General features: G+C 50.5%; 19 protein-coding genes. 16 read left to right on the top strand and 3 right to left on the bottom strand.

Going from position 1 to position 21,609, the window contains the following annotated elements:
- Positions 1 to 125 precede the first annotated feature (125 nt).
- From moeZ to VMW30_00205, 3 genes are read left to right on the top strand one after another with little or no spacing between them, the layout of a single operon-like run.
- Positions 126 to 1,307, top strand: a complete 1,182-nt coding sequence (gene moeZ, locus VMW30_00215) for an adenylyltransferase/sulfurtransferase MoeZ (protein ID HUW86790.1) — start codon at positions 126 to 128, stop codon at positions 1,305 to 1,307.
- Between the two features lies 1 nt (position 1,308).
- The gene (gene mshB / locus VMW30_00210; GenBank protein ID HUW86789.1) at positions 1,309 to 2,193 is read left to right on the top strand and encodes an N-acetyl-1-D-myo-inositol-2-amino-2-deoxy-alpha-D-glucopyranoside deacetylase; all 885 of its coding nucleotides are present in this window, start codon (positions 1,309 to 1,311) and stop codon (positions 2,191 to 2,193) included.
- Positions 2,194 to 2,196: 3 nt separating this feature from the next.
- On the top strand, positions 2,197 to 2,508 hold the full coding sequence (locus tag VMW30_00205; GenBank protein ID HUW86788.1) for a hypothetical protein: 312 nt from the start codon (positions 2,197 to 2,199) through the stop codon (positions 2,506 to 2,508).
- 7 nt (positions 2,509 to 2,515) lie between these two features.
- Here the strand turns inward: VMW30_00205 and cysS are convergent, their stop codons facing one another.
- Entirely contained in the window at positions 2,516 to 3,877 is a 1,362-nt protein-coding gene (gene cysS / locus VMW30_00200) for a cysteine--tRNA ligase (protein ID HUW86787.1), read from the bottom strand.
- Positions 3,877 to 4,869: a GNAT family N-acetyltransferase gene (locus VMW30_00195; GenBank protein ID HUW86786.1), complete on the bottom strand. Its 993-nt coding sequence runs from the start codon at positions 4,867 to 4,869 to the stop codon at positions 3,877 to 3,879. The genes cysS and VMW30_00195 overlap by 1 nt, the downstream gene beginning before the upstream one ends.
- A gap of 103 nt (positions 4,870 to 4,972) precedes the next feature.
- On the opposite strand from VMW30_00195, the gene fdxA reads away from it, so the two are divergent.
- The 13 genes from fdxA (at position 4,973) to secA (ending at position 21,064) form a co-directional block, all read left to right on the top strand.
- Positions 4,973 to 5,293 carry a ferredoxin gene (gene fdxA, locus VMW30_00190; GenBank protein HUW86785.1) on the top strand — a complete coding sequence of 107 codons (321 nt, stop codon included), beginning with the start codon at positions 4,973 to 4,975 and terminating at the stop codon, positions 5,291 to 5,293.
- 12 nt (positions 5,294 to 5,305) lie between these two features.
- The gene (dapC, locus tag VMW30_00185; protein ID HUW86784.1) at positions 5,306 to 6,382 is read left to right on the top strand and encodes a succinyldiaminopimelate transaminase; all 1,077 of its coding nucleotides are present in this window, start codon (positions 5,306 to 5,308) and stop codon (positions 6,380 to 6,382) included.
- A 7-nt stretch (positions 6,383 to 6,389) separates the two neighbouring features.
- Complete coding sequence (locus tag VMW30_00180; GenBank protein HUW86783.1) at positions 6,390 to 7,391, top strand: NDP-sugar synthase; 1,002 nt, start codon at positions 6,390 to 6,392, stop codon at positions 7,389 to 7,391.
- A 182-nt stretch (positions 7,392 to 7,573) separates the two neighbouring features.
- Positions 7,574 to 7,849 carry a WhiB family transcriptional regulator gene (locus VMW30_00175; protein HUW86782.1) on the top strand — a complete coding sequence of 92 codons (276 nt, stop codon included), beginning with the start codon at positions 7,574 to 7,576 and terminating at the stop codon, positions 7,847 to 7,849.
- 20 nt (positions 7,850 to 7,869) lie between these two features.
- Positions 7,870 to 10,917 carry a glycosyltransferase gene (locus VMW30_00170; protein ID HUW86781.1) on the top strand — a complete coding sequence of 1,016 codons (3,048 nt, stop codon included), beginning with the start codon at positions 7,870 to 7,872 and terminating at the stop codon, positions 10,915 to 10,917.
- The gene (locus VMW30_00165; GenBank protein HUW86780.1) at positions 10,818 to 12,215 is read left to right on the top strand and encodes a DUF5719 family protein; all 1,398 of its coding nucleotides are present in this window, start codon (positions 10,818 to 10,820) and stop codon (positions 12,213 to 12,215) included. Before VMW30_00170 ends, VMW30_00165 begins: the two co-directional genes overlap by 100 nt.
- Before the next feature lie 54 nt (positions 12,216 to 12,269).
- Positions 12,270 to 12,653 (top strand): DUF3499 domain-containing protein, encoded by a 384-nt coding sequence (locus VMW30_00160; GenBank protein HUW86779.1) that lies wholly within the window; start codon positions 12,270 to 12,272, stop codon positions 12,651 to 12,653.
- 2 nt (positions 12,654 to 12,655) lie between these two features.
- A complete protein-coding gene (locus tag VMW30_00155) occupies positions 12,656 to 14,017 on the top strand; it encodes a phosphomannomutase/phosphoglucomutase (protein HUW86778.1) in 1,362 nt (453 codons plus the stop codon).
- A gap of 63 nt (positions 14,018 to 14,080) precedes the next feature.
- On the top strand, positions 14,081 to 15,373 hold the full coding sequence (gene ahcY, locus VMW30_00150) for an adenosylhomocysteinase (protein HUW86777.1): 1,293 nt from the start codon (positions 14,081 to 14,083) through the stop codon (positions 15,371 to 15,373).
- Positions 15,373 to 16,059: an MtrAB system response regulator MtrA gene (gene mtrA, locus VMW30_00145; GenBank protein ID HUW86776.1), complete on the top strand. Its 687-nt coding sequence runs from the start codon at positions 15,373 to 15,375 to the stop codon at positions 16,057 to 16,059. The genes ahcY and mtrA overlap by 1 nt, the downstream gene beginning before the upstream one ends.
- Before the next feature lies 1 nt (position 16,060).
- Positions 16,061 to 17,632 (top strand): MtrAB system histidine kinase MtrB, encoded by a 1,572-nt coding sequence (gene mtrB, locus VMW30_00140; GenBank protein ID HUW86775.1) that lies wholly within the window; start codon positions 16,061 to 16,063, stop codon positions 17,630 to 17,632.
- Between the two features lie 42 nt (positions 17,633 to 17,674).
- Positions 17,675 to 18,313 carry a hypothetical protein gene (locus VMW30_00135; protein ID HUW86774.1) on the top strand — a complete coding sequence of 213 codons (639 nt, stop codon included), beginning with the start codon at positions 17,675 to 17,677 and terminating at the stop codon, positions 18,311 to 18,313.
- Positions 18,314 to 18,385: 72 nt separating this feature from the next.
- Positions 18,386 to 21,064, top strand: a complete 2,679-nt coding sequence (gene secA / locus VMW30_00130) for a preprotein translocase subunit SecA (GenBank protein HUW86773.1) — start codon at positions 18,386 to 18,388, stop codon at positions 21,062 to 21,064.
- On the opposite strand, the gene VMW30_00125 is transcribed toward secA, so the two are convergent.
- Entirely contained in the window at positions 21,059 to 21,571 is a 513-nt protein-coding gene (locus VMW30_00125; GenBank protein ID HUW86772.1) for an Rv3235 family protein, read from the bottom strand. The two genes, secA and VMW30_00125, sit on opposite strands and share 6 nt — an antisense overlap.
- Positions 21,572 to 21,609 lie beyond the last annotated feature (38 nt).

The raw sequence follows: 21,609 nt of genomic DNA, 5'->3' as shown, positions 1-21,609 counted from the left end.
GACCATATGGTACGGGCAATCCCGGCACGGGGGAGCGTCTCACCTAGCGAAATTGTCAGTCGTGCGTCTGTGCGACAGAATGGCACACCAAGCATTATCCATATTTCTTTCTCGAGGATGTCTCTATGAAGGTTCCACCGCTGGTTTCACCCGGTCCAGCCCTCAGTGTTGGTGAGGTTCGCCGCTATAGCCGCCACCTCATCATTCCCGACGTCGCAATGGCGGGTCAGCAACGATTGATGAATGCCAAGGTCCTCTGCGTCGGCGCGGGCGGGCTTGGATCTCCAGCTCTCATGTATTTGGCTGCCGCGGGTATAGGCACGATTGGAATCGTTGATTTCGATACCGTGGATGAGTCGAATCTCCAACGACAGATAATTCATGGTCAATCAGATATTGGTAAGAGTAAAGCGTTGAGTGCGCAGGAGAAGATTTCTGAGATCAATCCGAATGTGCAGGTTAATCTTCACCAGTTCAGGTTAGATGCTTCGAACGTCCTGGAACTTTTTGCCCAGTATGACCTCATCGTTGATGGGACAGATAATTTTGCGACAAGATACCTGGTTAATGACGCCTGTGTTCTCTTGAAGAAACCTTACGTGTGGGGTTCTATTTATCGTTTTGATGGTCAAGCAAGCGTCTTCTGGGCGGAGTACGGCCCGTGTTACAGGTGTCTTTACCCCGAGCCACCTCCTCCGGGAATGGTTCCAAGTTGCGCAGAAGGTGGTGTGCTGGGAGTGCTTTGTGCTTCGATTGGGTCAATTCAGACCACCGAAGCTATCAAGTTGATCATGGGTATCGGAGAACCCTTGATTGGTTCACTCATGATTTATGACGCTTTGGAAATGTCCTATCGAAAGATCAAGGTTCAAAAAGACCCATCCTGTCCAGTGTGCGGTACAGAACCAACGCAGATGGAATTGCTAGAGGACTATGAAGCTTTTTGTGGAGTGCTTACGGAGGGAGCGGAGATTGCTGTGAAAGATTCAACAATTACAGTGACCGAGCTTAAAGAGATGATGAATGCAGAAGCAGAATTTTACTTGGTCGATGTCCGTGAACCCAGTGAGTGGGAGATCGTTCGAATCCCTGGATCGGTACTTATACCTAAACAGGAATTCCTCGACGGTCGAGCACTCTCCAAATTGCCACAAGATAAGCAAATAATCTTGCACTGCAAATCAGGTGTTCGTTCTGCTGAATGTCTTGCGATTGTCAAAAACGCTGGATTTTCGGACGCGGCCCATGTGAGTGGCGGCGTTATAGCTTGGGCGAAGCAGATCGATCCTTCTTTGCCGGTCTATTGAGATGAGTTCAACGCAATTGCACGGCCATCGAATGCTCTTTGTACACGCCCATCCGGACGATGAGACGATCAACAACGGTGCAACAATGGCCATGTACGCAGCGATGGGCGCCCAGGTCACCTTAGTAACATGCACTCGTGGAGAAGAGGGTGAAGTTCTTGTCCCTGGCTTAAGCCACTTGGCAAGTGCACAAACTGATGCGCTGGGCCAACACCGCGTCACAGAACTCGCCGCGGCTATGAGGGAATTGGGAGTAGATGACCATCGCTTCCTGGGCGAGCCGACCGTTCTTTATCGCGATAGCGGCATGATGGGTACGCCACCAAATGATCGACCCGATGTCTTCTGGCAGGCAGACGTTGATATTGCAGCACAATTGCTGGTCGAGGTCATTCATGAAGTGCGCCCACATGTACTCGTCACCTATGACGAAATTGGCGGATATGGTCATCCAGATCACATACAGGCCCACCGGGTGGCAATGCGTGCGGCTGAACTCGCGGAACTCAACGGGCGGTGGAATATTCCGAAAATCTATTGGAACGTCTTCCCCAAATCCGTTATCGCTCTGGGTATCGAAGAAATGAAAAAAACTGGATCTACTTTCTTTGGTGCGGAAAGTGCCGACGATATTCCTTTTGCAAAGGACGATGAGTTTGTAACTGCGGCGATTGACGGAAGTGCCTTTGTAGGACAGAAAATGTCGGCGATGAAAGCGCACGAAACCCAGATTGACTTCGAAGAACCATTCTTTGCCATGGCCAACAATCTTGGTACACAAATATGGGGCCGGGAGTTTTATACGCTGGTCAAAGGTGTAGCCGCGGAACCTTTCGACAGTATGGGACGCGAGACAAATCTTTTTGCCGGCATTTCGTTGGTATAACTGATGAAACTTCTCGCCTCGCTCATCTGGGGAATCGTCTTAGGGGCAGCTGCAGTGCTGCTTCACGACGCATACCCGCCATTTGGCTTGTTCATTGCCCTTCTTGGATCTTCAATTGGGGTTTGGCTCGTGGGTCGTATGTGGGGGCGCCGTAGATACAAAGTTGCTACGGTGTCTGCATGGCTAGTAGTGATACTTCGTGCCGGTTCCCTCGGCGTAGGCAATGAATTACTTGTTCAAGGCAATATCACGGGAAATGCGCTCGTTGTCGGAGGATTACTAGTACTTCTCGTCGCTGCTAGTTTGCGCCATTAATTCCGATTTAGCGCCAGCGCCAGTCTTGGCCGGTCGGGGAATCTTCGATGATGAGTCCCTTTGATTCAAGGGTGTCCCTTAGGAGATCACTCTGAGTCCAGTCTCGTTGCTTGCGGGCATTGAGTCTCTGCTCAAGTAGTTCTTCAAGTTCGATTGTCAAGACGCGAGTCTCCTTCCTGGTCAAATTCAACCCAAGCACTTGATCGGCATAGAGCATGGAACCAATCGTGAATTCAAGAGGCAGATTCGAATCTTTCTCAAGTCTGCGAATCACTTGGATTGCCCGCGGCGTATCAAGGTCATCACTAAAAGCTTTGAGAATATCTTCGTTGACTACTTGTGCAACTAAAGGCAATTGACCAACTAAGTTGCGCCAGCGGCGCAGTGTTTTATGTGCAGCCGAAATGGAATCCCAAGTGAGGTCCATCTGACTTCGGTAGCGATTCTCAAGAAGTGCCAATCTGACCGCCAGCGGGTCGTACCCTTCCTGGATTACCTGGCTGAGTAGAAGGACGTTTCCGGCACTCTTCGACATCTTTCTACCTTGGAAGAGAAGGTGCTCCCCGTGCACCCAGAGATCTACAACTTCTCGACCCGTTATCGCATTTGATTGAGCGCGTTCGTTTTCGTGATGTGGGAAGCGAAGATCAATTCCACCAACGTGAACATCAACGTGACCATGAAGAAAATGGATTGACATCGCGGAGCACTCAACATGCCAACCTGGAAAGCCAACCCCCCAGGGAGAGTCCCAGACCATCTCTGTTCTATGTCCGGCCAACTTCCAGAGAGCCCAGTCGGCATGGAAACGCTTTCCTCCGTCATCAGAGTATTCATACCGATAACCAGGTTGAAGCGAATCCAAACGGTTGCCGCTGAGTTGTCCGTATTCGGGAAATGACCCTGCATCAAAGTAGACTGAACCATCTGTTCCTACGTATGCATAATGTCGCTCCAGCAAACCTGCGATGAGGTCTTGCATCATTGTGATGCATTCGCTCGCTCGTGGATACATTTCTGCAGGCAATATATTGAGACGTGCTAGGTCGTCATGAAAAGCCGCTTCATATTTTCTGGCAACCTGGAAAGGGTCAATTTTCTCCACCCTGGATTGGAGGATGAGCTTGTCCTCAGCCTGCAGATCCTCCGACATGTGACCCACATCGGTGATGTTCTGAATTAGAACTACTTGATGCCCAAGGAGCTGAAGCGTCCGCCGTATAAGGTCAGATAGAAGAAAGGTTCGCAAATTTCCAACATGTGCATCTCTGTAGACAGTCGGCCCGCAACAATACATTCTGACCGGATCTTTCTCCGGGGCGATCTGGCGAAGTTCTCGGCTCTTAGTGTCGTACATTGAAAGTGGCATCAGCATCCTGTCGACGCTTCGGGGGCGTATGCGAAATATTGGTAGGTGTGGTGGAGTCGGAATCCCATTTTCTCATAAAGCGCGATTGCGCCAAGATTCTTTGAATCGACCTGGAGGGCAGCCTTCGACGCACCGAGAGTTCGAGCATCAAGAAGTAAAGAATAGATGAGATCGCGCCCTAGACTTTTTCCCCGCTCATCTGGAAGGACATACAACCGAGTCAAAACTGTCCAGCCTGCGTAGTTCGATGCGCGTGCGACGCCAATGATTTTTCCGTCACTTCGAAATGCGGCGTATCTAGCGGGAGATCGGGTCATGATCTCTAGAACACCGTGATCATTCTGAAGTGCGATCCATTCTTCACTGGGCGCATCATTTATTTCAGCAACATTCTTAGCGCGAGAATCATTGGAATGAGTTGCAAGTATGACTTCATCGATGTCGGCCACCATGACGTTTACGGAGACGTCACTGCGCCAGTTCCTCTCCTTTAAGCAGCGCGCCAACTCGGCGTATGTTGGTAGCGCAATATGAAAAGTAGGAGTAAGCCCGCGTGAGTGGTAGAACTCCATAACTTTATCGATAGCATCTTCCTGACTGACCCCAGGATCTCCGATGGCCAGAACCGAGTTCGCGCGCTTCGTAAATTTGCCAGAGGCCCGCAAGATCCAGTCGCCCAGTCGAACCTGCTCTTTGGCAGGCCACGTAGCGTTAGCGGCCAATTCAATATCCCGAATTCGTAGTGAAAGTGGGGAACCCGTCCCGGCCCGATTCGATGGTGGAGCAACGACTCGCCACACAGCGATCTCACTTGGACTGAACTGAATGAGGGATCCATCACGTTTTCGGATTGAAGTCTCAGATTCCAAGACTCCCAGCACGTCCCGGAATCCTCCTTCCGGATCGTGAAATCGCACGGTCAGCCTGTGACCTACCTCATCAATTCCGGGAGGCGACCTCTTTGGATTTACGGCTGAATTTTGAGACGACATGGTCTAACGATAATTGGTATGACTCGACTTTGACATGGAGATGAATCGCGCCGTGCAGACATGATGATTAGGATGAGCCCAGCCAACCCGATGGAGGTCTACCTTGACGTACATAATTGCTGAGCCGTGTATCGATGTTAAAGACAAGTCATGCATCGAGGAGTGTCCGGTGGATTGCATCTATGAAGGATCGCGGATGCTCTACATCCAGCCAGATGAGTGTGTGGACTGCGGCGCATGTGAGCCAGTTTGCCCGGTCGAGGCGATCTATTATGAAGATGATGTGCCATCGCAATGGAGTGAGTACACGAAGGTAAATACTGAATTCTTTGTTGAACTTGGATCTCCTGGCGGAGCGAGCAAGGTTGGCGTCACGGAAGGCGATCACCCCCTGGTTGCGGCTGAACCGCCACACGAGGCATAAGAAAGTTCTGCGCTGAAGCTTCCTGATTTTCCATGGGACACACTTGCACCGTACGGGCAGCGTGCTCGCCAACACCCGAGTGGAATTATTGACCTTTCGGTTGGAACACCTGTCGACCCAACTCCGCAAATAATCCAGAAGACTTTGCGGGAAAGTTCAAATGCTCCTGGATATCCGCTCACCATGGGAACTCAACATTTACGGTCTGCCATTCGAGATTGGGCGACAAAGCGTTTAGGTGCCACAGGTGCTTTTGATGTTTTACCTCTTATTGGCTCAAAGGAATTGGTTGCCTGGCTGCCTACTTTTTTACAGGTCAAGAGAGTTCTTTACCCGGAGATTGCTTATCCCACATATAGCGTTGGCGCAGTTCTCGCGTCGGCAACCGGCACGCCTGTGCCAATTGATCCTTCAACTTGGCCAGGCGCCGACTTGGCGTGGATTAATTCGCCGTCAAATCCAACTGGTCGAGTTCATTCTGTCAGCGAGCTGCAAGCAGTGATTGATTGGAGCCGTTCGAATAATTCTGTTGTCGCCTCAGACGAGTGTTATCTGGATTTCAGTAATGGTTTTAAACCGACATCCATTTTGATGCACACAAATGGCCAGAACCAGAACATTCTTGCGGTTCATTCCTTGTCAAAGCGGTCATCAATGGCTGGATACCGTGCCGGCTTTCTCATCGGCGACTCTGACTTGATTTCTCGTATTCGCGAGATTCGAAAGCACTCGGGAATGATTGTTCCTCTGCCGATCCAAAATGCTATGACGGTTGCCCTCGGAGATGAATTACATGTGGCCAAGCAACGCGATCTGTATAACGCTAGACGCGAGCGATTGAGGCCCGCGATAGAGAGGGTGGGATTCCGCATTGAGGAAAGCAAGGCCGGTCTCTACATATGGTGCACGAGGGATGAGACGGATTGGGATTCTATTGCCTGGTTAGCTGAATTGGGCATATTGGCGACCCCGGGTCATTTTTATGGAGAGAAAGGCGCTCGCCATATCCGGATCGCGTTGACAGCCACTGATTCTCATATCGATGCAGCAATCCACCGACTCAATTCGTCAAGCGCAGTGAGAAAGTAGCTATTTCATGGCGCAGGGGATTCTTCTGGTAGGTGGTCTTGGAACCCGCTTAATGCCTCTAACGCAGGACACGCCTAAACCCATGCTTCCGGTTGGAGGATTGCCCGTCACGGAGCATCAATTAGTGCGTGCAAAGAATGCAGGAATCACCCGGCTAGTGCTTGCGACTTCGTATCTGTCGGAAGTCTTCATGCCTTATTTTGGAGATGGTTCGCGTTGGGGACTAGAGATTATCTATGCGGTGGAAGCGGAGCCGTTGGGAACGGGCGGAGGAATTCGTCACGCCTCACAATTTCTAAATCGCCGCGAGTCAATCGTGATTTTCAACGGGGATATTTTGAGTTCTCATGATCTTGTTGGTCAGATCAAAATGCACGAAGAACGAGATGCCGACATAACTTTGCATTTGACCCATGTCGAGGACGCTAGAGCTTTTGGGTGCGTCCCCGTGGATGAAAATTCTCGTGTGACAGCTTTCTTGGAGAAGATGGAAGTACCGATAGCAAAGACCATTAATGCTGGATGTTACGTGTTTCACCCACGTGTGATTGAACGGATACCAGAGGGCAAGGTTGTCAGTATTGAGCGAGAGGTATTTCCTGATCTCGTAGAGGCAGGACGCCTCGTTCTGGGCCTGGTTGATGATTCATATTGGGTTGACATTGGCACCTCACGTTCTCTGCTGCGAGCTTCCATAGATGTTGTCCGCGGCGTGGCAAATTCAGATGCACTCGACGCAGCCACGTTCTCTTTCAGGTCCAGCGAATTTGTTGCCATGGAGGGAGCGGTAATTGCTGGTGACGCTGAGGTGTACGGCGGTTCTTCCATAGGCCGCCAATCTATGATTGCGGCGCGGGCAAAGATTGAGGGTTCAATCGTTTGCGCCAATGCCCAAGTATTAGCGGGTGCTTCAATTAGCGGGTGCTTTGTTGCTGAGCGGGCGATTGTCGCGGCGGGCGTGAATTATTCCAACATGTATATCGGCGTGCATGGAGTTCAAGATCTGTAGAGTGAATAATTGCTCGCCAGGTAGTTAAAAAGCCTCCTTATAGCGGGAAATTGGGAATGCGTAAAGCCAACAAATGACTTGACTTAAAGGGATTACACGCGTGTAATTCAGTTATTGGATTTCCGTCAATCGGGCGGAGCCGAAGCAATGAACCATTATTGACCGTATTGAGGAGTGTCGGAATGTCAGATATTCGACCTGATGGCCCCAACATCCAACTCGTTACCGGAGAAAGCGTTGAACTTTCTTGGCAAGAGCGCTCACTTTGCGCGCAAACTGATCCTGAAGCCTTCTTTCCCGAAAAGGGTGGTTCAACTCGCGAAGCAAAGCGTGTATGCATGTCTTGTGATGTCCGTTCAGAATGCCTGGATTATGCCCTCGCGCACGATGAGCGCTTCGGGATTTGGGGCGGTCTATCCGAACGCGAGCGCCGCCGCCTTAAGCGTCGCCCTGCCTAAACTTTTAAACGGCGTTGCGCGTGTCTGACGCACAGAGCGCGGTTCGCCCTCGTGTAACGGCAATCCTCGTCGTTCATGATGGAGCAGCCTGGTTGCCTGAAGTTGTGGCTTCCCTAGCATCCCAAACGCGCCCTATTGATTACACGCTGGCGATCGACACTGGTTCTCAAGACAGTTCTTCAAAACTTTTGAAGAACGCACGCGTTCCATCATTTTCAATGCCACGGGAAACAGGCTTTGGAGTCGCAATTCGCGCCGCTCTCGAACACATCCCGAAATCTTCCACCCAGAGCGAGTGGCTCTGGTTCATTCATGATGACTGTGCGCCACAGCCTGGTGCTCTCGAGGCATTACTTATGGCCGTCGCGGATCGACCACAAGTCGCCATCGCTGGTCCGAAATTGCGTGATTGGTATGACCGCACCCACCTGCTTGAAGCCGGGGTGAGTATTGCCGGCAACGGTGCACGCTGGACAGGGCTGGAAGCACAGGAGTATGACCAAGGACAGCATGACGGCATTCGCGACGTTCTCTCTGTGAGCACAGCGGGAATGCTCATTCGAAGAGATGTATTTGAAGAGCTCAGTGGTTTTGATCCGAATCTTTCTCTGTTCCGGGATGATGTTGACCTGGGATGGAGGGCGCACGTTGCAGGGCACAAGGTAATTATCGTGACGGAGGCGGTCGCATACCACGCTGAAGCGGCTTCGTCTGAGCGACGCGGAGTCGATGTTAAAAGTGCATTTTTGCACCGTCCACTCATACTTGATCGCCGTAACGCGGCTTACGTGCTTCTTGCAAATTCGTCTTGGTGGCATTTACCTTGGTTGGCCCTTCAGCTATTTTCGAGTGCTTTAGCGAGAGCGGTGGGCTATTTGTTAGCCAAGCTTCCGGGCTATGCATCAGATGAAATTCTCGCCGTGGGGTATCTCCTCATCCGGCCAGGCATCATTTTTGAGGCGAGAAAATTGCGGCGCGGCCAGCGATTGATTTCTTCGCGCGTCGTGTCAACTTTCATTCCACCACGTTGGTCACAACTTCGTTTGAGCATAACCCGAGCCACGGAGGCAATCCGAACGACTCTTTTACCCGCCACTTCAGAACTGGTTGGAGCCCTGGAAACACAGTCCGAAGATGAAGACCTCCTCGTCCCCGCAGCTCCTGTTCGTTGGGTATCCATACTGAGACGTCCTGAAGTCGGGGGACTTCTTTTTCTATTAGTGCTCACTTCACTCTGGTCGAGTCATCGATATGGGTCGCTTGTCGGAGGCGCACTTTCCAACGCTCCTATTGGGGCGAGTGATCTGTGGAGACTGTATGGAGAATCGTGGCATCAAGTTGGAATGGGGAGTTCGACAGCTACTCCTCCATGGATACTTATTTTAGCTCTTCTCTCGACGCTCTTTCTTGGGGAAGCAAGCTTTTTTATTGCATTTCTCTTTTGGGTTGCCCCCATACTTTTCATGCTTTCGATGTATTCACTTCTTCGAAAAATCTCTAGCAATTCATGGCTGAGCGTCGGGGCGAGCATTGGTTATGCCTTATCTCCGGTTGCAGTAACTTCAATAAATTCAGGACGACTCGGAACTATTGCAACCCTCATCTTGTTGCCCCGGATTGTTTATTATGCCCCGCGATTAATTGGGATAGAAAGGCGCCATTGGCGCTTTATTTTTGGGTTTAGTCTGCTTGTCGGGGTTCTCGCCTCGTTCACGCTGCAGGCCTTTATTGGAATCGCGTTATTTCATATTTTTTCAATGTTTCGCGATTATCAAGACTTTAGAATTACCCAAGATAAAACTCTTGTTCAAGACCGCCTAAAACGAAGAGCCACACTTGTCGTTGTTCCGTTTTTACTCTGCCTCCCATGGTCCTTTGAAGCTTTTACTCATCCATCTCAGTTCCTGTTAGAGCCAGGTATCTCGATTCCTGGCGGAGGCCCAAATCTGGCGATTCTGGCTAATCCGGGCGGACCGGGCTCTGTTCCATGGTGGTTTATAAGCCCTATCACTCTGCTTCTGATTGGCTCCTTATTCTCTTCATCAATCGCTCGCAAGTACGCCCAAGCCGGATTCGCCTTCCTGCTTGGCGCGACCTTATTGAGCGTCATCTCCTTTTCATCGCATGCGACTTCCACCAACTCGCTTTTATGGGTTGGAACATTGCTGACCTTCGCGACTGTCGCTGCGATCTGTTGTGCAGTGATAATTTTGAACGGGGTGCGAAAGCGCTTAGTAAGAACTCATTTCCACTACCGACATATGGTTGCCGGTTTGGTGATTGCTTCAACTGCCGTATACGGGTTGACGACCGCTGTTTGGGCCGCAACGGCGGGTGCTAGTTCTCCCGTTCGAGCAGACCACGGAACAATTCTTCCGGCTTACTTGGCGGTCACGCCGGGTGTGAAGACTCTGGTTCTTCGCAACCTAGAAGATGCGCAGGTCGTTACGCTTTCGTTTTATATTGCGCGCGAACGGGACGCGCTTCTTGCTGATCCAGATGTCGCTCCACCACCATCGACTGCAATTGAAACTGCCGTTCGCGAAATGGTGGATGGTTCTGGAATCAATAGCAGCAAGGTTCTCTCCGCGCATGGGATCAAATATGTATTTATGAAAAATCCCGTCGATTCTCAGTTAGTTCGAACCGTAGATGGCCTTGGTGGCTTCCTTCGCACTTCGTCAACACAGGACGGAATTGTTTGGCGTGTCGCGGGGGTGAGCGAACGCCTGGTGTTTACCGATAAGAGTGGAAAGGCAGTGGCGATCCCCACTGGTGAAGTTTCCGCGCGATCTTCGGTTGCCGGTCCTGGGACTCTTAGTTTGGCGGAAAACTATTCTTCCGGATGGCAAGTCATCCAACAGGGCAAGCGACTTATTCGCTCTCGCAATGCCTTCGGACTTCCACAATTTGATGTCCCTCAAGCCGGAGAATTTATTCTGATTCACGATGGCACGACGCGGCGAGCATGGCTCTCTCTGGAGTTGATCGTTCTGCTTGTGGTGCTGGTTATGGCATTGCCAGCCGGACGAAGGAAGAGGGAAATTTCATCGGAGAGACTGACATGAAAATTCGCCGACTGGTAATTGTTGCGGCTTCACTAGCAATCACTTTGACTATTAGTAATTTACTCACCGCCAGGGTCGGTTCCCAGGGCTATTCACAGAGCTACCCTGCCGTTGTTTGCCCGCCGACTGATTCATCCCTTGCATCTGCAGTTTCTACCGCTTCCACGACCACCCCTTTCCGAATAATTCAGAAGAAGTCCACCGCTCTCACGCCTATTCGGCGTACTCAATATGTCATTAAGAGCGAGGCGATTCTCCTTGATCAAGGTGGCGTCACATCGGTTACCTGGCAGTCCCTCTCTGGAATTTGGGCAGGGGCCAGTTTGTGTATGGCGCCACAGGGGGATCAGTGGTTTGTTGGAGGAACCGCCAATGTAACAAGTAAGGGTCGACTCGTCGTGGTAAATAGCGGACTAAGTGATTCGATCGTTGACGTCACGGTGTGGAGTGAGGGGGGAGTTCAGTCCGGCAAAGTTATTACCGTTCCGGCGAATTCCTCAGTTCGCGTCGGTCTTGATTCATTGGCGGCGGGGCAGACCCGTCTCACCTTAAGGGTTGCCTCTCGCTCAGGACGCGTCAATGCCTTCCTCGTTGACGAGCGGAAAAAGGGTTTGAAAACTTTAGGTGGCGATCTCGTAAGCTCGGACGAGTTCCCAAGAACTGATTTCGTCATTTCCGGTATCCCACATCAAGTCATTGCCGGAAAAGGTGGGAGCCATTTTCTGCGGGTTCTGGTACCTGGTAATACAGATGCCAATATCCGCGTGGATCTGATCTCTCGGGATGGTGTATTTGCACCGGTAGGGCTAGATGGGCGCGATGTCACACAAGGTCGGGTTATCGATATTGCGCTCAATCCGACCATTGATGCTTCAGTCTTCGCATTGCACATTCGTTCAGATCAACCACTTGTGGCCGCCGTTTATTCGGTGCTCAAAGTACAGAACCATCAAGATTTCGTCTGGAACGCCGTAACACCAACTTTGAGTCCAATGACACTCGCGATCAAGGGATTGAGTCCAGTCTTTGTCTTTACGGGAGATTTAATCCGATTAAAGGTCAGTACGCGCCTGACGACCGGCTCCACGAAGGAAGTAACTCTCGCGGGTAATGACATCCTGACGTGGAAGGCGCCAGAGAATGCCTTTACAGTGAAGTTCTTCGACATTCGATCTCCGGTATCGGCTGCTGGCTTGCTTTCTACTATTAGCGGCATCGGAACTTTTCCGTTGGTCCCTGGTAGCGTTTTAACAAGAGCTGCAGTTCCTATATCAAACATCCAAGTTATTAATCGATAGTTCACGGGTCATTGCCCTGGAAATAGGCGTGCGCCCACTAATCTAATGGGCATGATGTCTCATGTAGGACGTGGGTGCTCGCGCGGGGGTTGTCGTCGCAGAGCCGTCACAACTTTGACATATGTATATGCCGATTCAGTAGCCGTTGTGGGTCCGCTTGCGACCTTTGCTGAACCGCACGCTTATGATCTCTGCGAAATCCATGGTGATCGTCTTACGGTTCCCAATGGATGGCAGGTTATCCGTCAAGAACGCAGTGGTACTGAACCTGGACCATCAGATGAGGATTTGATGGCCATCGCAGAGGCTGTGCGAGAAGTCGCACACCCTGTGAGGAATGCGACAAATACCAACTCAGCATCACAAAGTCAGATAACTAGCCCCGTAAATAGTCAGAATCTAGGTCGGCGTGGACATCTTCGCGCGGTGCGCACCTAGTTATGGATGAGCCTAGACCACAGATTTTCAAGGCTTACGACATTAGGGGACTTGTCGAGACAGAGTTGACTCCCGATTTCTCTTTTCAAGCGGGCCTCGCTTTTGCTCGTTACCTCGAGCAAGAACGAGAGCCGGGAACAATCGTCATCGGAGAGGATATGCGTCCGTCTTCTCCCTTACTAGCAGAAGCATTTTCTGCGGGAGCGACCTCAAACGGGATGGATGTTATTCGCATCGGATTGGCATCCACCGACATGCTCTACTTTGCATCAGGCAAATTGAATATGCCTGGTGCAATGTTTACGGCTAGCCATAATCCCGCCAAATATAACGGAATAAAAATGTGTAAGAGTGGTGCTCGACCAGTCGGAAAGGAATCTGGCCTGCAAGTCATCGAGCGGTATGTTTTTGATGGAAGCCCAATCCCAATGCGCCCGGTTGGTGTTGAAAGAACGAGAAATATGCTGGATGAATATATTTCGCATTTGCTCTCACTGGTGGATGTTTCCCAGATTCGTCCGCTGAAGATAGTTGTTGACGCTGGAAATGGAATGGCTGGTTATACAGCAAAGCCACTTTTTGAAAAGCTAAACGTTGAATTGGTCCCTCTGTACTTTGATCTAGATGGCACTTTCCCAAATCACGACGCAAACCCGATTGACCCAGAGAATATGAAAGACCTTCAAAAGGCTGTGCGGAAGCATAAAGCGGATATCGGACTCGCATTTGATGGAGATGCTGATCGTTGCTTCTTGGTGGACGAGGATGGCGAGATAGTGAATCCCTCAGCGCTTACTGGCCTTATTGCAGAACGAGAGTTGGCCAGATATCCGAACTCAAAAGTTATTTACAATTTAATCTCTTCACGAGCGGTTGCCGAAGTCGTAGAAGAGTGTGGCGGGATCGCAATTCGAAGTCGAGTTGGACACTCGTACATAAAGAAACTGATGGCTGATACGGATGCGGTATTCGGCGGGGAGCATTCAGGACATTTTTATTTCCGTGATTTCTGGTGTGCCGACTCAGGGATGCTCGCGGCCCTTCATGCCATAGCGGCGCTTGGATCTCAGAAGGCTCCGCTTTCCAAAATACTGAAGAAGTACCAACGCTACTTTTCAAGTGGGGAAATCAACTCGATCGTCCCCAATCCTGCAGAAATTATGGCGCGCGTCGAAAAGGTCTTTGGCGGCAAAGAGGGAGTATCGATGGACCATCTTGATGGCCTGACAGTCAATTCGGAATCTTGGTGGTTTAACCTTCGCGCATCCAACACAGAGCCTCTCTTAAGGCTCAATGTGGAGGCGAAGACGCAAGCGCGATTGACTCGAGTACGTGATGAGGTCTTGACTCTACTGAAGCCTTGAAATGTGCTGATTATTGCCGGACGCAGTAGCCTTGGGCTCTTGATTCGAGTCTTTTAAGGGAGATTGTCCGTGAATTCATCAGCAACAATTACTGTTCCACGCCACGACATTGCAGATGCCGCTTTGGCAGCAGAAGGTCGCAAACGCATCGAATGGGCAGAGCGAAACATGCCTGTGCTGGCGCAGATTCGAGATCGATTCGAGAAGAGCAAACCTTTCACCGGAGTGCGAATTGCGGCCTGTATGCATGTGACTACAGAAACCGCAAATCTCATGCGCACCCTGAAAATTGGTGGAGCGGAGATCGCTCTTTGCGCCTCCAACCCTCTTTCGACTCAGGATGATGTTGCGGCAGCCCTAGTTCACGAATATGGAATCAGTGTCTTTGCTCGAAATGCAGTTGATCGAGATGGGTATTACTCGCACATCAATGCCGCTCTCGATATCCAACCTCATCAAGTTTTTGATGATGGTTGCGATCTTGTAAATACTCTCCATACCACCCGCACCGAACTTCTTCCGGGTATTGCCGGCGGTTGTGAAGAGACAACAACTGGCGTCATCCGCCTGAGCCAAATGGCAAAAGATGGGGCCCTTAAGTTCCCAATGATTGCCGTCAACGACACGGACACGAAGCACATGTTTGATAACCGATACGGCACCGGTCAATCCACCTTGGATGCCGTCTTCCGTTCTACTAATTTTTTGCTGGCTGGACGTATTCTTGTGGTTGCAGGCTTTGGATATTGCGGCAAAGGCGTTGCAGAGCGAGCAAAGGGAATGGGTGCTGACGTCATTGTGACTGAGATTGACCCGACCAAGGCGTTAGATGCGATGATGCAGGGATACCGCGTTATGCCCATGATTGACGCTGCTGCCGTCGGAGATGTCTTCATTACAGTGACAGGCAATCGTGATGTGCTACGCGACGAGCACTTTGCAGTCATGAAGGACGGCGCGATCATGGCCAACTCGGGACATTTCGATATTGAAATCGATGTTGCTTGGTTGGAAAAGAACTCAACGAAGAAGAACCGAAAGATGCGCCACCAAACCGATGAGTACGTCATGGCGGATGGCCGTCGACTCTTACTCCTAGCCGAAGGTCGATTGGTCAACCTCGGTGCAGCCGAGGGTCACCCTGCTGCAGTAATGGATATGTCATTCTCGGATCAAGCACTCACCGCTGAATGGCTTGTTAAAGAGGCGAAGAATTTGCCAGCTGGTTTGCATGAAGTGCCAGAGTACATTGATAAAGAAGTTGCCAAATTGAAACTTCAGAGCATGGGCGGTCGGATCGATACGCTCACTCCTGCGCAAGATATCTACCTCAACTCGTGGGAGCACGGCAGTTAATGACTCTAGTTATGGTCGTCGATGATGACCAAGACCTTGCCGAGATGCTCGGCATCGTCTTAACTGGAGCAGGTATTGATGTTGATTTGGTGAGCCGCGGAGACGAAGTAATGGATGTCTTTCACGCCAACCCACCCGATCTCATCTTGTTGGATGTGATGCTTCCTGGGTTAAACGGAATCGAAGTCTGCAAATTGATTCGTGCCGAATCAATGGTTCCCATCGTAATGTTGAGCGCAAAAGGTGATTCTCATGACGTCGTTGAAGGCCTTGAAGCTGGGGCTGACGATTACATGGTTAAACCTTTCAAGCACCCGTCCGAATTGGTGGCTCGAATTCATACACGTCTCCGACGATCTTCCGCGGGGCTCACTGGTCGAATTACGTTGGCGGATTTAGCAATAGATCTAGTGGCTCATCAAGTCACGCGTGGGGACAAAGCGATTGCACTCACTCGCCTCGAGTTTGACCTACTGGTTGCTTTAGCAAAGGAACCGCGACGGGTTTTTACTCGCGATGCCCTACTAAGTGAAGTGTGGGGATATAGGCACTCGACCGACACGCGGTTGGTGAATGTGCACGTTCAAAGACTAAGAGCCAAGGTTGAACACGACCCAGAAAATCCGGAAATTGTTGTAACTGTTCGAGGGGTGGGATACAAAGCAGGAGTAGCGGGAAGGGTATGAAATGACTCGTCGAATTCGAGTCGCCCGATTTCGAAACTCTCTTGCTTTCCGTGTTATTTTTTCGACAGTCCTACTCTGCTTGGGTGTGGTCTGGCTTACTGGGTCAGCGCTTTACGCTCAATTATCAGATGGAATTCGTAAAGTCACCATTGAATCGTCGGTCGCTGAGACGCGATCAGCAATCTTCAATGCGCAGTATCGAATCGTCGTCGCCTCCGAATCGAAAGCGCAAGCGATCAAACAAATTGTTGACGATGTGATTGTTAATTCACCAAGCGTTATAGGTACTTCAATCATTGGTCGCGAGGTAGCACTTCTTCGCACGGGTCCAGCGACGGCGGATGCTATTAACTATCAACGGACATCTAATGGAATGTTGCTCTCTTCCATTCCGAAGGAATTGCGAAAGCGAGTTGGAAAAAGTATTTCTACGGAATGGGCCGAAACCTCAATTCGCTATGCGCAAAGGGGGAGGGTTCCTGCTTTGGCGGTTGGAGAGAAGATAACAATTCCGGGTGCCGGCGCATATGAGATGTACCTTCTCTTCAGTTTGACAAGTCAGAACGCGACACTTGATCTTCTGGCACGTTCGCTTCTCTTTACCGGGTTAGCATTGGTGATCCTTATTGCACTCATTGCTTGGTTAGTTGTACGCCAGGTGGTTCGGCCGGTACGTGAAGCGGCTCGAATCGCAGAAGGATTCACTGCCGGTCACTTGGAACAGCGTATGCAGGTAAAGGGCAATGATGAGATTGCGCGCCTTGGCAATTCATTTAATGAGATGGCACTTTCCTTACAGAATCAAATATCTCGTTTGGAAAATCTATCAAGCGTTCAACAAAGATTTGTCTCGGATGTTTCACATGAACTAAGAACGCCGCTCACAACTCTTCGGATGGCCTCGGAAGTGATTCACACGGCTCGCGATGAATTTGATCCCACAATCGCCCGAAGTGCTGAATTGCTGGTTGCTCAGATAGATCGATTTGAAAGATTACTAGAAGACCTTCTGGAAGTGAGCCGCTTTGATGCAGAAGCCGCAGTTCTTGAAAGCGTAGAATTCGACATGGTTGCACTCGTGACGAAATGCATTGACGATTTGAGTTTGTTGGCGAAAGAGCGTGCCACAACTATCGAATTGCGTCATGCGGATGCTCAAATCTTGGTCCACGCAGATACGCGCCGCGTGGAGAGAATTTTACGTAACTTATTGAGCAATGCGATTGAGTACTCAAGCGAGACTCCGATAAGAGTTCGAATTGTGGCCTCGGAAAATGAAGTTGCGGTAGGCGTGCGCGATTATGGGTCGGGTTTAGATGAACAATCGACATACCGGGTTTTCGATCGCTTCTGGCGTGAGGATCCTTCAAGAGCACGGGTGCGAGGTGGAACTGGCCTTGGACTTTCAATCGCGCTAGAGGATGCGCGACTACACAATGGCGAACTTGAAGCGTGGGGGAGGCCCGGAAAAGGTGCTCATTTTGTTCTGACCCTTCCCCGTTGGACAGGAGGGGTAGTGGAGTCCCGCCTCATCCGCCTTCAGCCAGAGGATTACTCATCCACAACGCCGTGAGGTACTTATTTTTAATATGTGTGAAAAACCCAGACTTAAGGGATGCAGATATTTGTGGGACTTCAAGAGCTTCTCTTTCCGTTGTATTGCCATGGCTGCGGTGTGCGCGGAGAGAGTTTGTGCGTTCGCTGTAAGGATTCTTTTGAGATACGTGACTTTTTATCAAGCGTTGGCATCATTCCGACATTCTCTGCAGTTTCTTACAGTTCAGTCGCGCGACGAATCCTGCTCGCATCTAAGGAGGATGGAGTACGTGGAGCCGACGATCTCATTGTCAGCGCTTTGGAGCATTCGCTTCGATATGCATTGCGGAAAACTGGTAAGACTCCAGTTCTTGTCCCTATTCCATCGTCATCGCAGGCGATACGTAGGCGGGGACGAGATTTCCTGTGTGAGATCTCCCAACGAGTTTCAGCGTTGGTTGGCCCGCCAACTCAGAGCCTTCTCCAACACAATAGAAAAGTGAGGGATCAGACGCTTTTGGATGCATCTGCCAGATACAAGAATCTTGAGGGCGCGCTCGCTCTAAAAAAACTCCCCCTCCGTGTCCAGGAGGTATTTCTCATAGATGATCTGGTGACAACGGGAGCAACCTTAAATGAGGCTGTGAAAACCTTAGAAATGGGCGGATTTAGGGTCGTAGGTGCGGTTACTGCGCTTGTATCTCTTCCCCTACGATAGGACTATGGGTTCACACCCTTAACGCCCAGTCCTCATTTGTTGTAGTTTTCTTTTGGTAAGGAAGGTAGTGCCATGCCAGCATTCCTGGATCGAATCTTGCGCGCGGGTGAAGGACGAACCCTGCGAGATTTGAGCAAAGTTGTCGGCGTAATCAATTCTCATGAGGGTCGAATCTCAGCGCTGAGCGATGAAGAGCTACGTGGCATGACCGAGATATTTAAGGGTCGCCTAGCCTCTGGTGAGTCTCTTGATGAGATCCTGCCAGAAGCCTTTGCCGTGGTTCGGGAAGCCGCACAGCGCACACTCGGTCAGCGTCATTATGACGTTCAGCTCATGGGTGGCACGGCGCTTCACCGCGGAAATATTGCTGAAATGCGAACTGGTGAAGGAAAGACCCTGGTTGCAACCCTTCCTTCATATCTCAACGCCCTTGCCGGTCGTGGTGTACATGTTGTGACCGTTAACGACTATTTGGCCGAGCGCGATAGCGAATGGATGGGACGCATTCACCGTTTCCTCGGTTTGAACGTTGGAGTAATTCTTGGATCAATGGATCCGACTGAACGACGAATTGCATATGCAGCGGATATCACTTACGGCACGAATAATGAGTTTGGCTTCGATTACCTCCGCGACAACATGGCCTGGACCCTTGACGAGTGCGTACAACGCGATCACTACTATGCAGTTGTCGATGAGGTCGACTCGATCCTTATTGATGAAGCACGAACTCCTTTGATCATCAGCGGCCCCGCCGACAAGGCAACGAAGTGGTACGTCGAATTCACAAATATCGCCAACAAACTTGTACGAGACCTCCACTATGAAGTGGATGAAAAAAAGCGCACCTCGGGGATTCTCGAAGAGGGTGTCACGAAAGTTGAAGAACTTCTCGGAATTCAGAATCTCTATGAGGCTGCTAACACGCCACTCATCAGTTACTTGAATAATGCGATTCGAGCAAAAGAACTCTTCAAGCGAGACAAGGATTACGTCGTTATGAACGGCGAACTTCTCATCGTGGACGAACACACTGGCCGAATTCTTGCCGGTCGCCGGTATAGCGAGGGAATGCACCAGGCACTTGAAGCAAAAGAACACATTGAAATTCAAGACGAAAATCAGACGCTTGCAACGATCACGCTGCAGAACTATTTCCGACTTTACGAAAAAATATCGGGAATGACCGGAACTGCCATGACAGAGGCGGCCGAATTCCAGCAGATCTACAAGTTGGGCGTGGTCACTATTCCGACGAATCGAGAAATGATCCGTGCGGATCAAGCCGACCTGGTTTACAAGTCCGAAATTGGTAAATTCGCGGCTGTGGCACAAGACATTGTCGAGCGCCACCGAAAGGGTCAGCCAGTTCTCATAGGAACTGTAAGTGTTGAGAAATCAGAAGAACTTTCAACTGTTCTAAAGAAGAATGGCATCCCGCATGAGGTTTTGAATGCAAAGCATCACGAACGAGAAGCTGCAATCATCGCCAGAGCCGGAATCGTCGGTGCTGTCACGGTGGCGACGAATATGGCCGGCCGCGGTACCGACATCATGCTCGGTGGTAATCCGGAATTCATGGCAGATTTCGAATTGCAGCGCCGTGGACTCTCGCCGGTGGATGCACCAGAAGAGTACGAACTAGCGTGGCCAGGGGAGATTGCCAAGCAGAAAGCCGCTGTTGCCAAGGAACATGAGGAAGTGATCGCACTTGGGGGTCTTTATGTACTTGGCACCGAGCGCCACGAATCACGACGTATCGACAATCAGTTGCGTGGACGGTCCGGGCGTCAAGGCGATCCTGGAGAGTCTCGTTTCTATCTCTCTTTGCAAGATGATCTGATGCGCCGTTTCAACTCAGGCATGGTGGAGAGATTCCTATCTGCCGCCGGCATTCCTGAAGATGCGCCCATCGAATCCAAAATGGTGAGTAATGCAATCCGTTCGGCTCAAACTCAAGTTGAAGCGCAGAACTTTGAAATGCGTAAAAACGTTCTGAAATATGACGATGTACTAAATCGGCAGCGCCAAGTTATTTATGGTGAGCGTCGATTAGTTCTTGAAGGCAAAGACATTCAGGATCAAGTTCAAACTTTTCTTACCGAAACCATCGCTGCCTATGTCGATGCCGCCACAGCAGACGGATACGCTGAGGATTGGGATCTTGAAACTCTGTGGGCTGCATTGAAGACTCTTTACCCAATTTCCTTCTCAATCGAGGAGTTGGATGCCGAACTCGGGGGTCGTAACGCACTTGACATTGATTTCCTTCATCAGAGGATTCTTGATGACGCGCTTGCTGCTTATGCCAAGCGCGAGGAGGTGCTTGGTTCAGAGGTAATGAGAGAACTTGAACGAAAAGTTCTACTCTCTGTTCTCGATCGAAAATGGCGTGAACACCTATACGAGATGGATTACTTACAAGAAGGAATTGGGCTTCGTGCAATGGCTCAACGAGATCCGCTTGTTGAATATCAGAACGAGGGCTTCGAATTATTCTCAGCAATGATGGATGCAATAAAGGAAGAGATAGCGGGTTACCTCTTTAATATCGAAGTCACAGTCGAGGAATCAAGTAATGAAGTCACTGGCAAAGGTTTGGACGCTCACTCTGCTCCGACTCAATTGCAATATTCATCACCTGATGAATCCGGGTCTACCAAGTCAACTGGAATTTCGCGTAACGCCCCTTGTCCGTGTGGATCGGGGAAGAAGTACAAGCGTTGCCACGGAGAAAAACAGGCTCTATAAGAGGGTGAGTGAGGTGCAGAGCCAGCGATGGTCGACGCCTTCAAATCGCAGGGCAATAGAGCGCACTCTTTTTTCAAATCTTACGGTGATTGTGGATTCACTGATACCGTCAAGCGGTTCGCACTGATGGAGTTTCCGGATCCGACCCACTTCCTTTTGAGACCCGACTTTCTTCACTAACTCCGAATAGATCGTGTGGTGGCACCATCGAGAAAGTTGTGCCGGCTGACGCTTTGCTGCCCAAATTTCAAGCACACTCACGCCAAATTTCAGCGTCCACGTCCGGAGATCTGGAAGTTGGGAGGCGGAGGTTGGTTGTGGCGCGAATTCGGGGTCATATTCCTCTCCAAATTGCGATGGTAGCGAGTAGAGCATTGGCTCTCGCTCCACGTGAGGTCCTGATTCACGTCGGTATAAATCCAACATCGGGTGGTTCCAAAGTTCGGGTTCGATGCTGGATACAGTAAGCATGGTGATTGGACGAGCCGTTATTGATGCATTTGTCATTGACACAGAATGAGCGACCATCTTGCAGGGCACCTCAT

This window comes from Candidatus Paceibacterota bacterium, from assembly GCA_035530615.1.
Lineage (GTDB): Bacteria > Actinomycetota > Actinomycetes > Nanopelagicales > Nanopelagicaceae > QYPT01.
Note: the sequence above shows the minus strand (reverse complement) of the source record. Positions and strands in the feature narration are given on the sequence as shown.

Bases quoted from the DNA above. Each gene is read 5' to 3' on its own strand.
- VMW30_00160 (HUW86779.1), top strand. From the start codon at position 12,270: ATGTCTCATGTAGGACGTGGGTGCTCGCGCGGGGGTTGTCGTCGCAGA.
- VMW30_00175 (HUW86782.1), top strand. From the start codon at position 7,574: ATGTCAGATATTCGACCTGATGGCCCCAACATCCAACTCGTTACCGGA.
- cysS (HUW86787.1), bottom strand. From the start codon at position 3,877: ATGCCACTTTCAATGTACGACACTAAGAGCCGAGAACTTCGCCAGATC.
- VMW30_00195 (HUW86786.1), bottom strand. From the start codon at position 4,869: ATGTCGTCTCAAAATTCAGCCGTAAATCCAAAGAGGTCGCCTCCCGGA.
- VMW30_00135 (HUW86774.1), top strand. From the start codon at position 17,675: ATGCAGATATTTGTGGGACTTCAAGAGCTTCTCTTTCCGTTGTATTGC.
- VMW30_00165 (HUW86780.1), top strand. From the start codon at position 10,818: ATGGCTCTCTCTGGAGTTGATCGTTCTGCTTGTGGTGCTGGTTATGGC.
- secA (HUW86773.1), top strand. From the start codon at position 18,386: ATGCCAGCATTCCTGGATCGAATCTTGCGCGCGGGTGAAGGACGAACC.
- mshB (HUW86789.1), top strand. From the start codon at position 1,309: ATGAGTTCAACGCAATTGCACGGCCATCGAATGCTCTTTGTACACGCC.
- VMW30_00205 (HUW86788.1), top strand. From the start codon at position 2,197: ATGAAACTTCTCGCCTCGCTCATCTGGGGAATCGTCTTAGGGGCAGCT.
- moeZ (HUW86790.1), top strand. From the start codon at position 126: ATGAAGGTTCCACCGCTGGTTTCACCCGGTCCAGCCCTCAGTGTTGGT.
- VMW30_00125 (HUW86772.1), bottom strand. From the start codon at position 21,571: ATGACAAATGCATCAATAACGGCTCGTCCAATCACCATGCTTACTGTA.
- mtrB (HUW86775.1), top strand. From the start codon at position 16,061: ATGACTCGTCGAATTCGAGTCGCCCGATTTCGAAACTCTCTTGCTTTC.
- mtrA (HUW86776.1), top strand. From the start codon at position 15,373: ATGACTCTAGTTATGGTCGTCGATGATGACCAAGACCTTGCCGAGATG.
- VMW30_00155 (HUW86778.1), top strand. From the start codon at position 12,656: ATGGATGAGCCTAGACCACAGATTTTCAAGGCTTACGACATTAGGGGA.
- VMW30_00180 (HUW86783.1), top strand. From the start codon at position 6,390: ATGGCGCAGGGGATTCTTCTGGTAGGTGGTCTTGGAACCCGCTTAATG.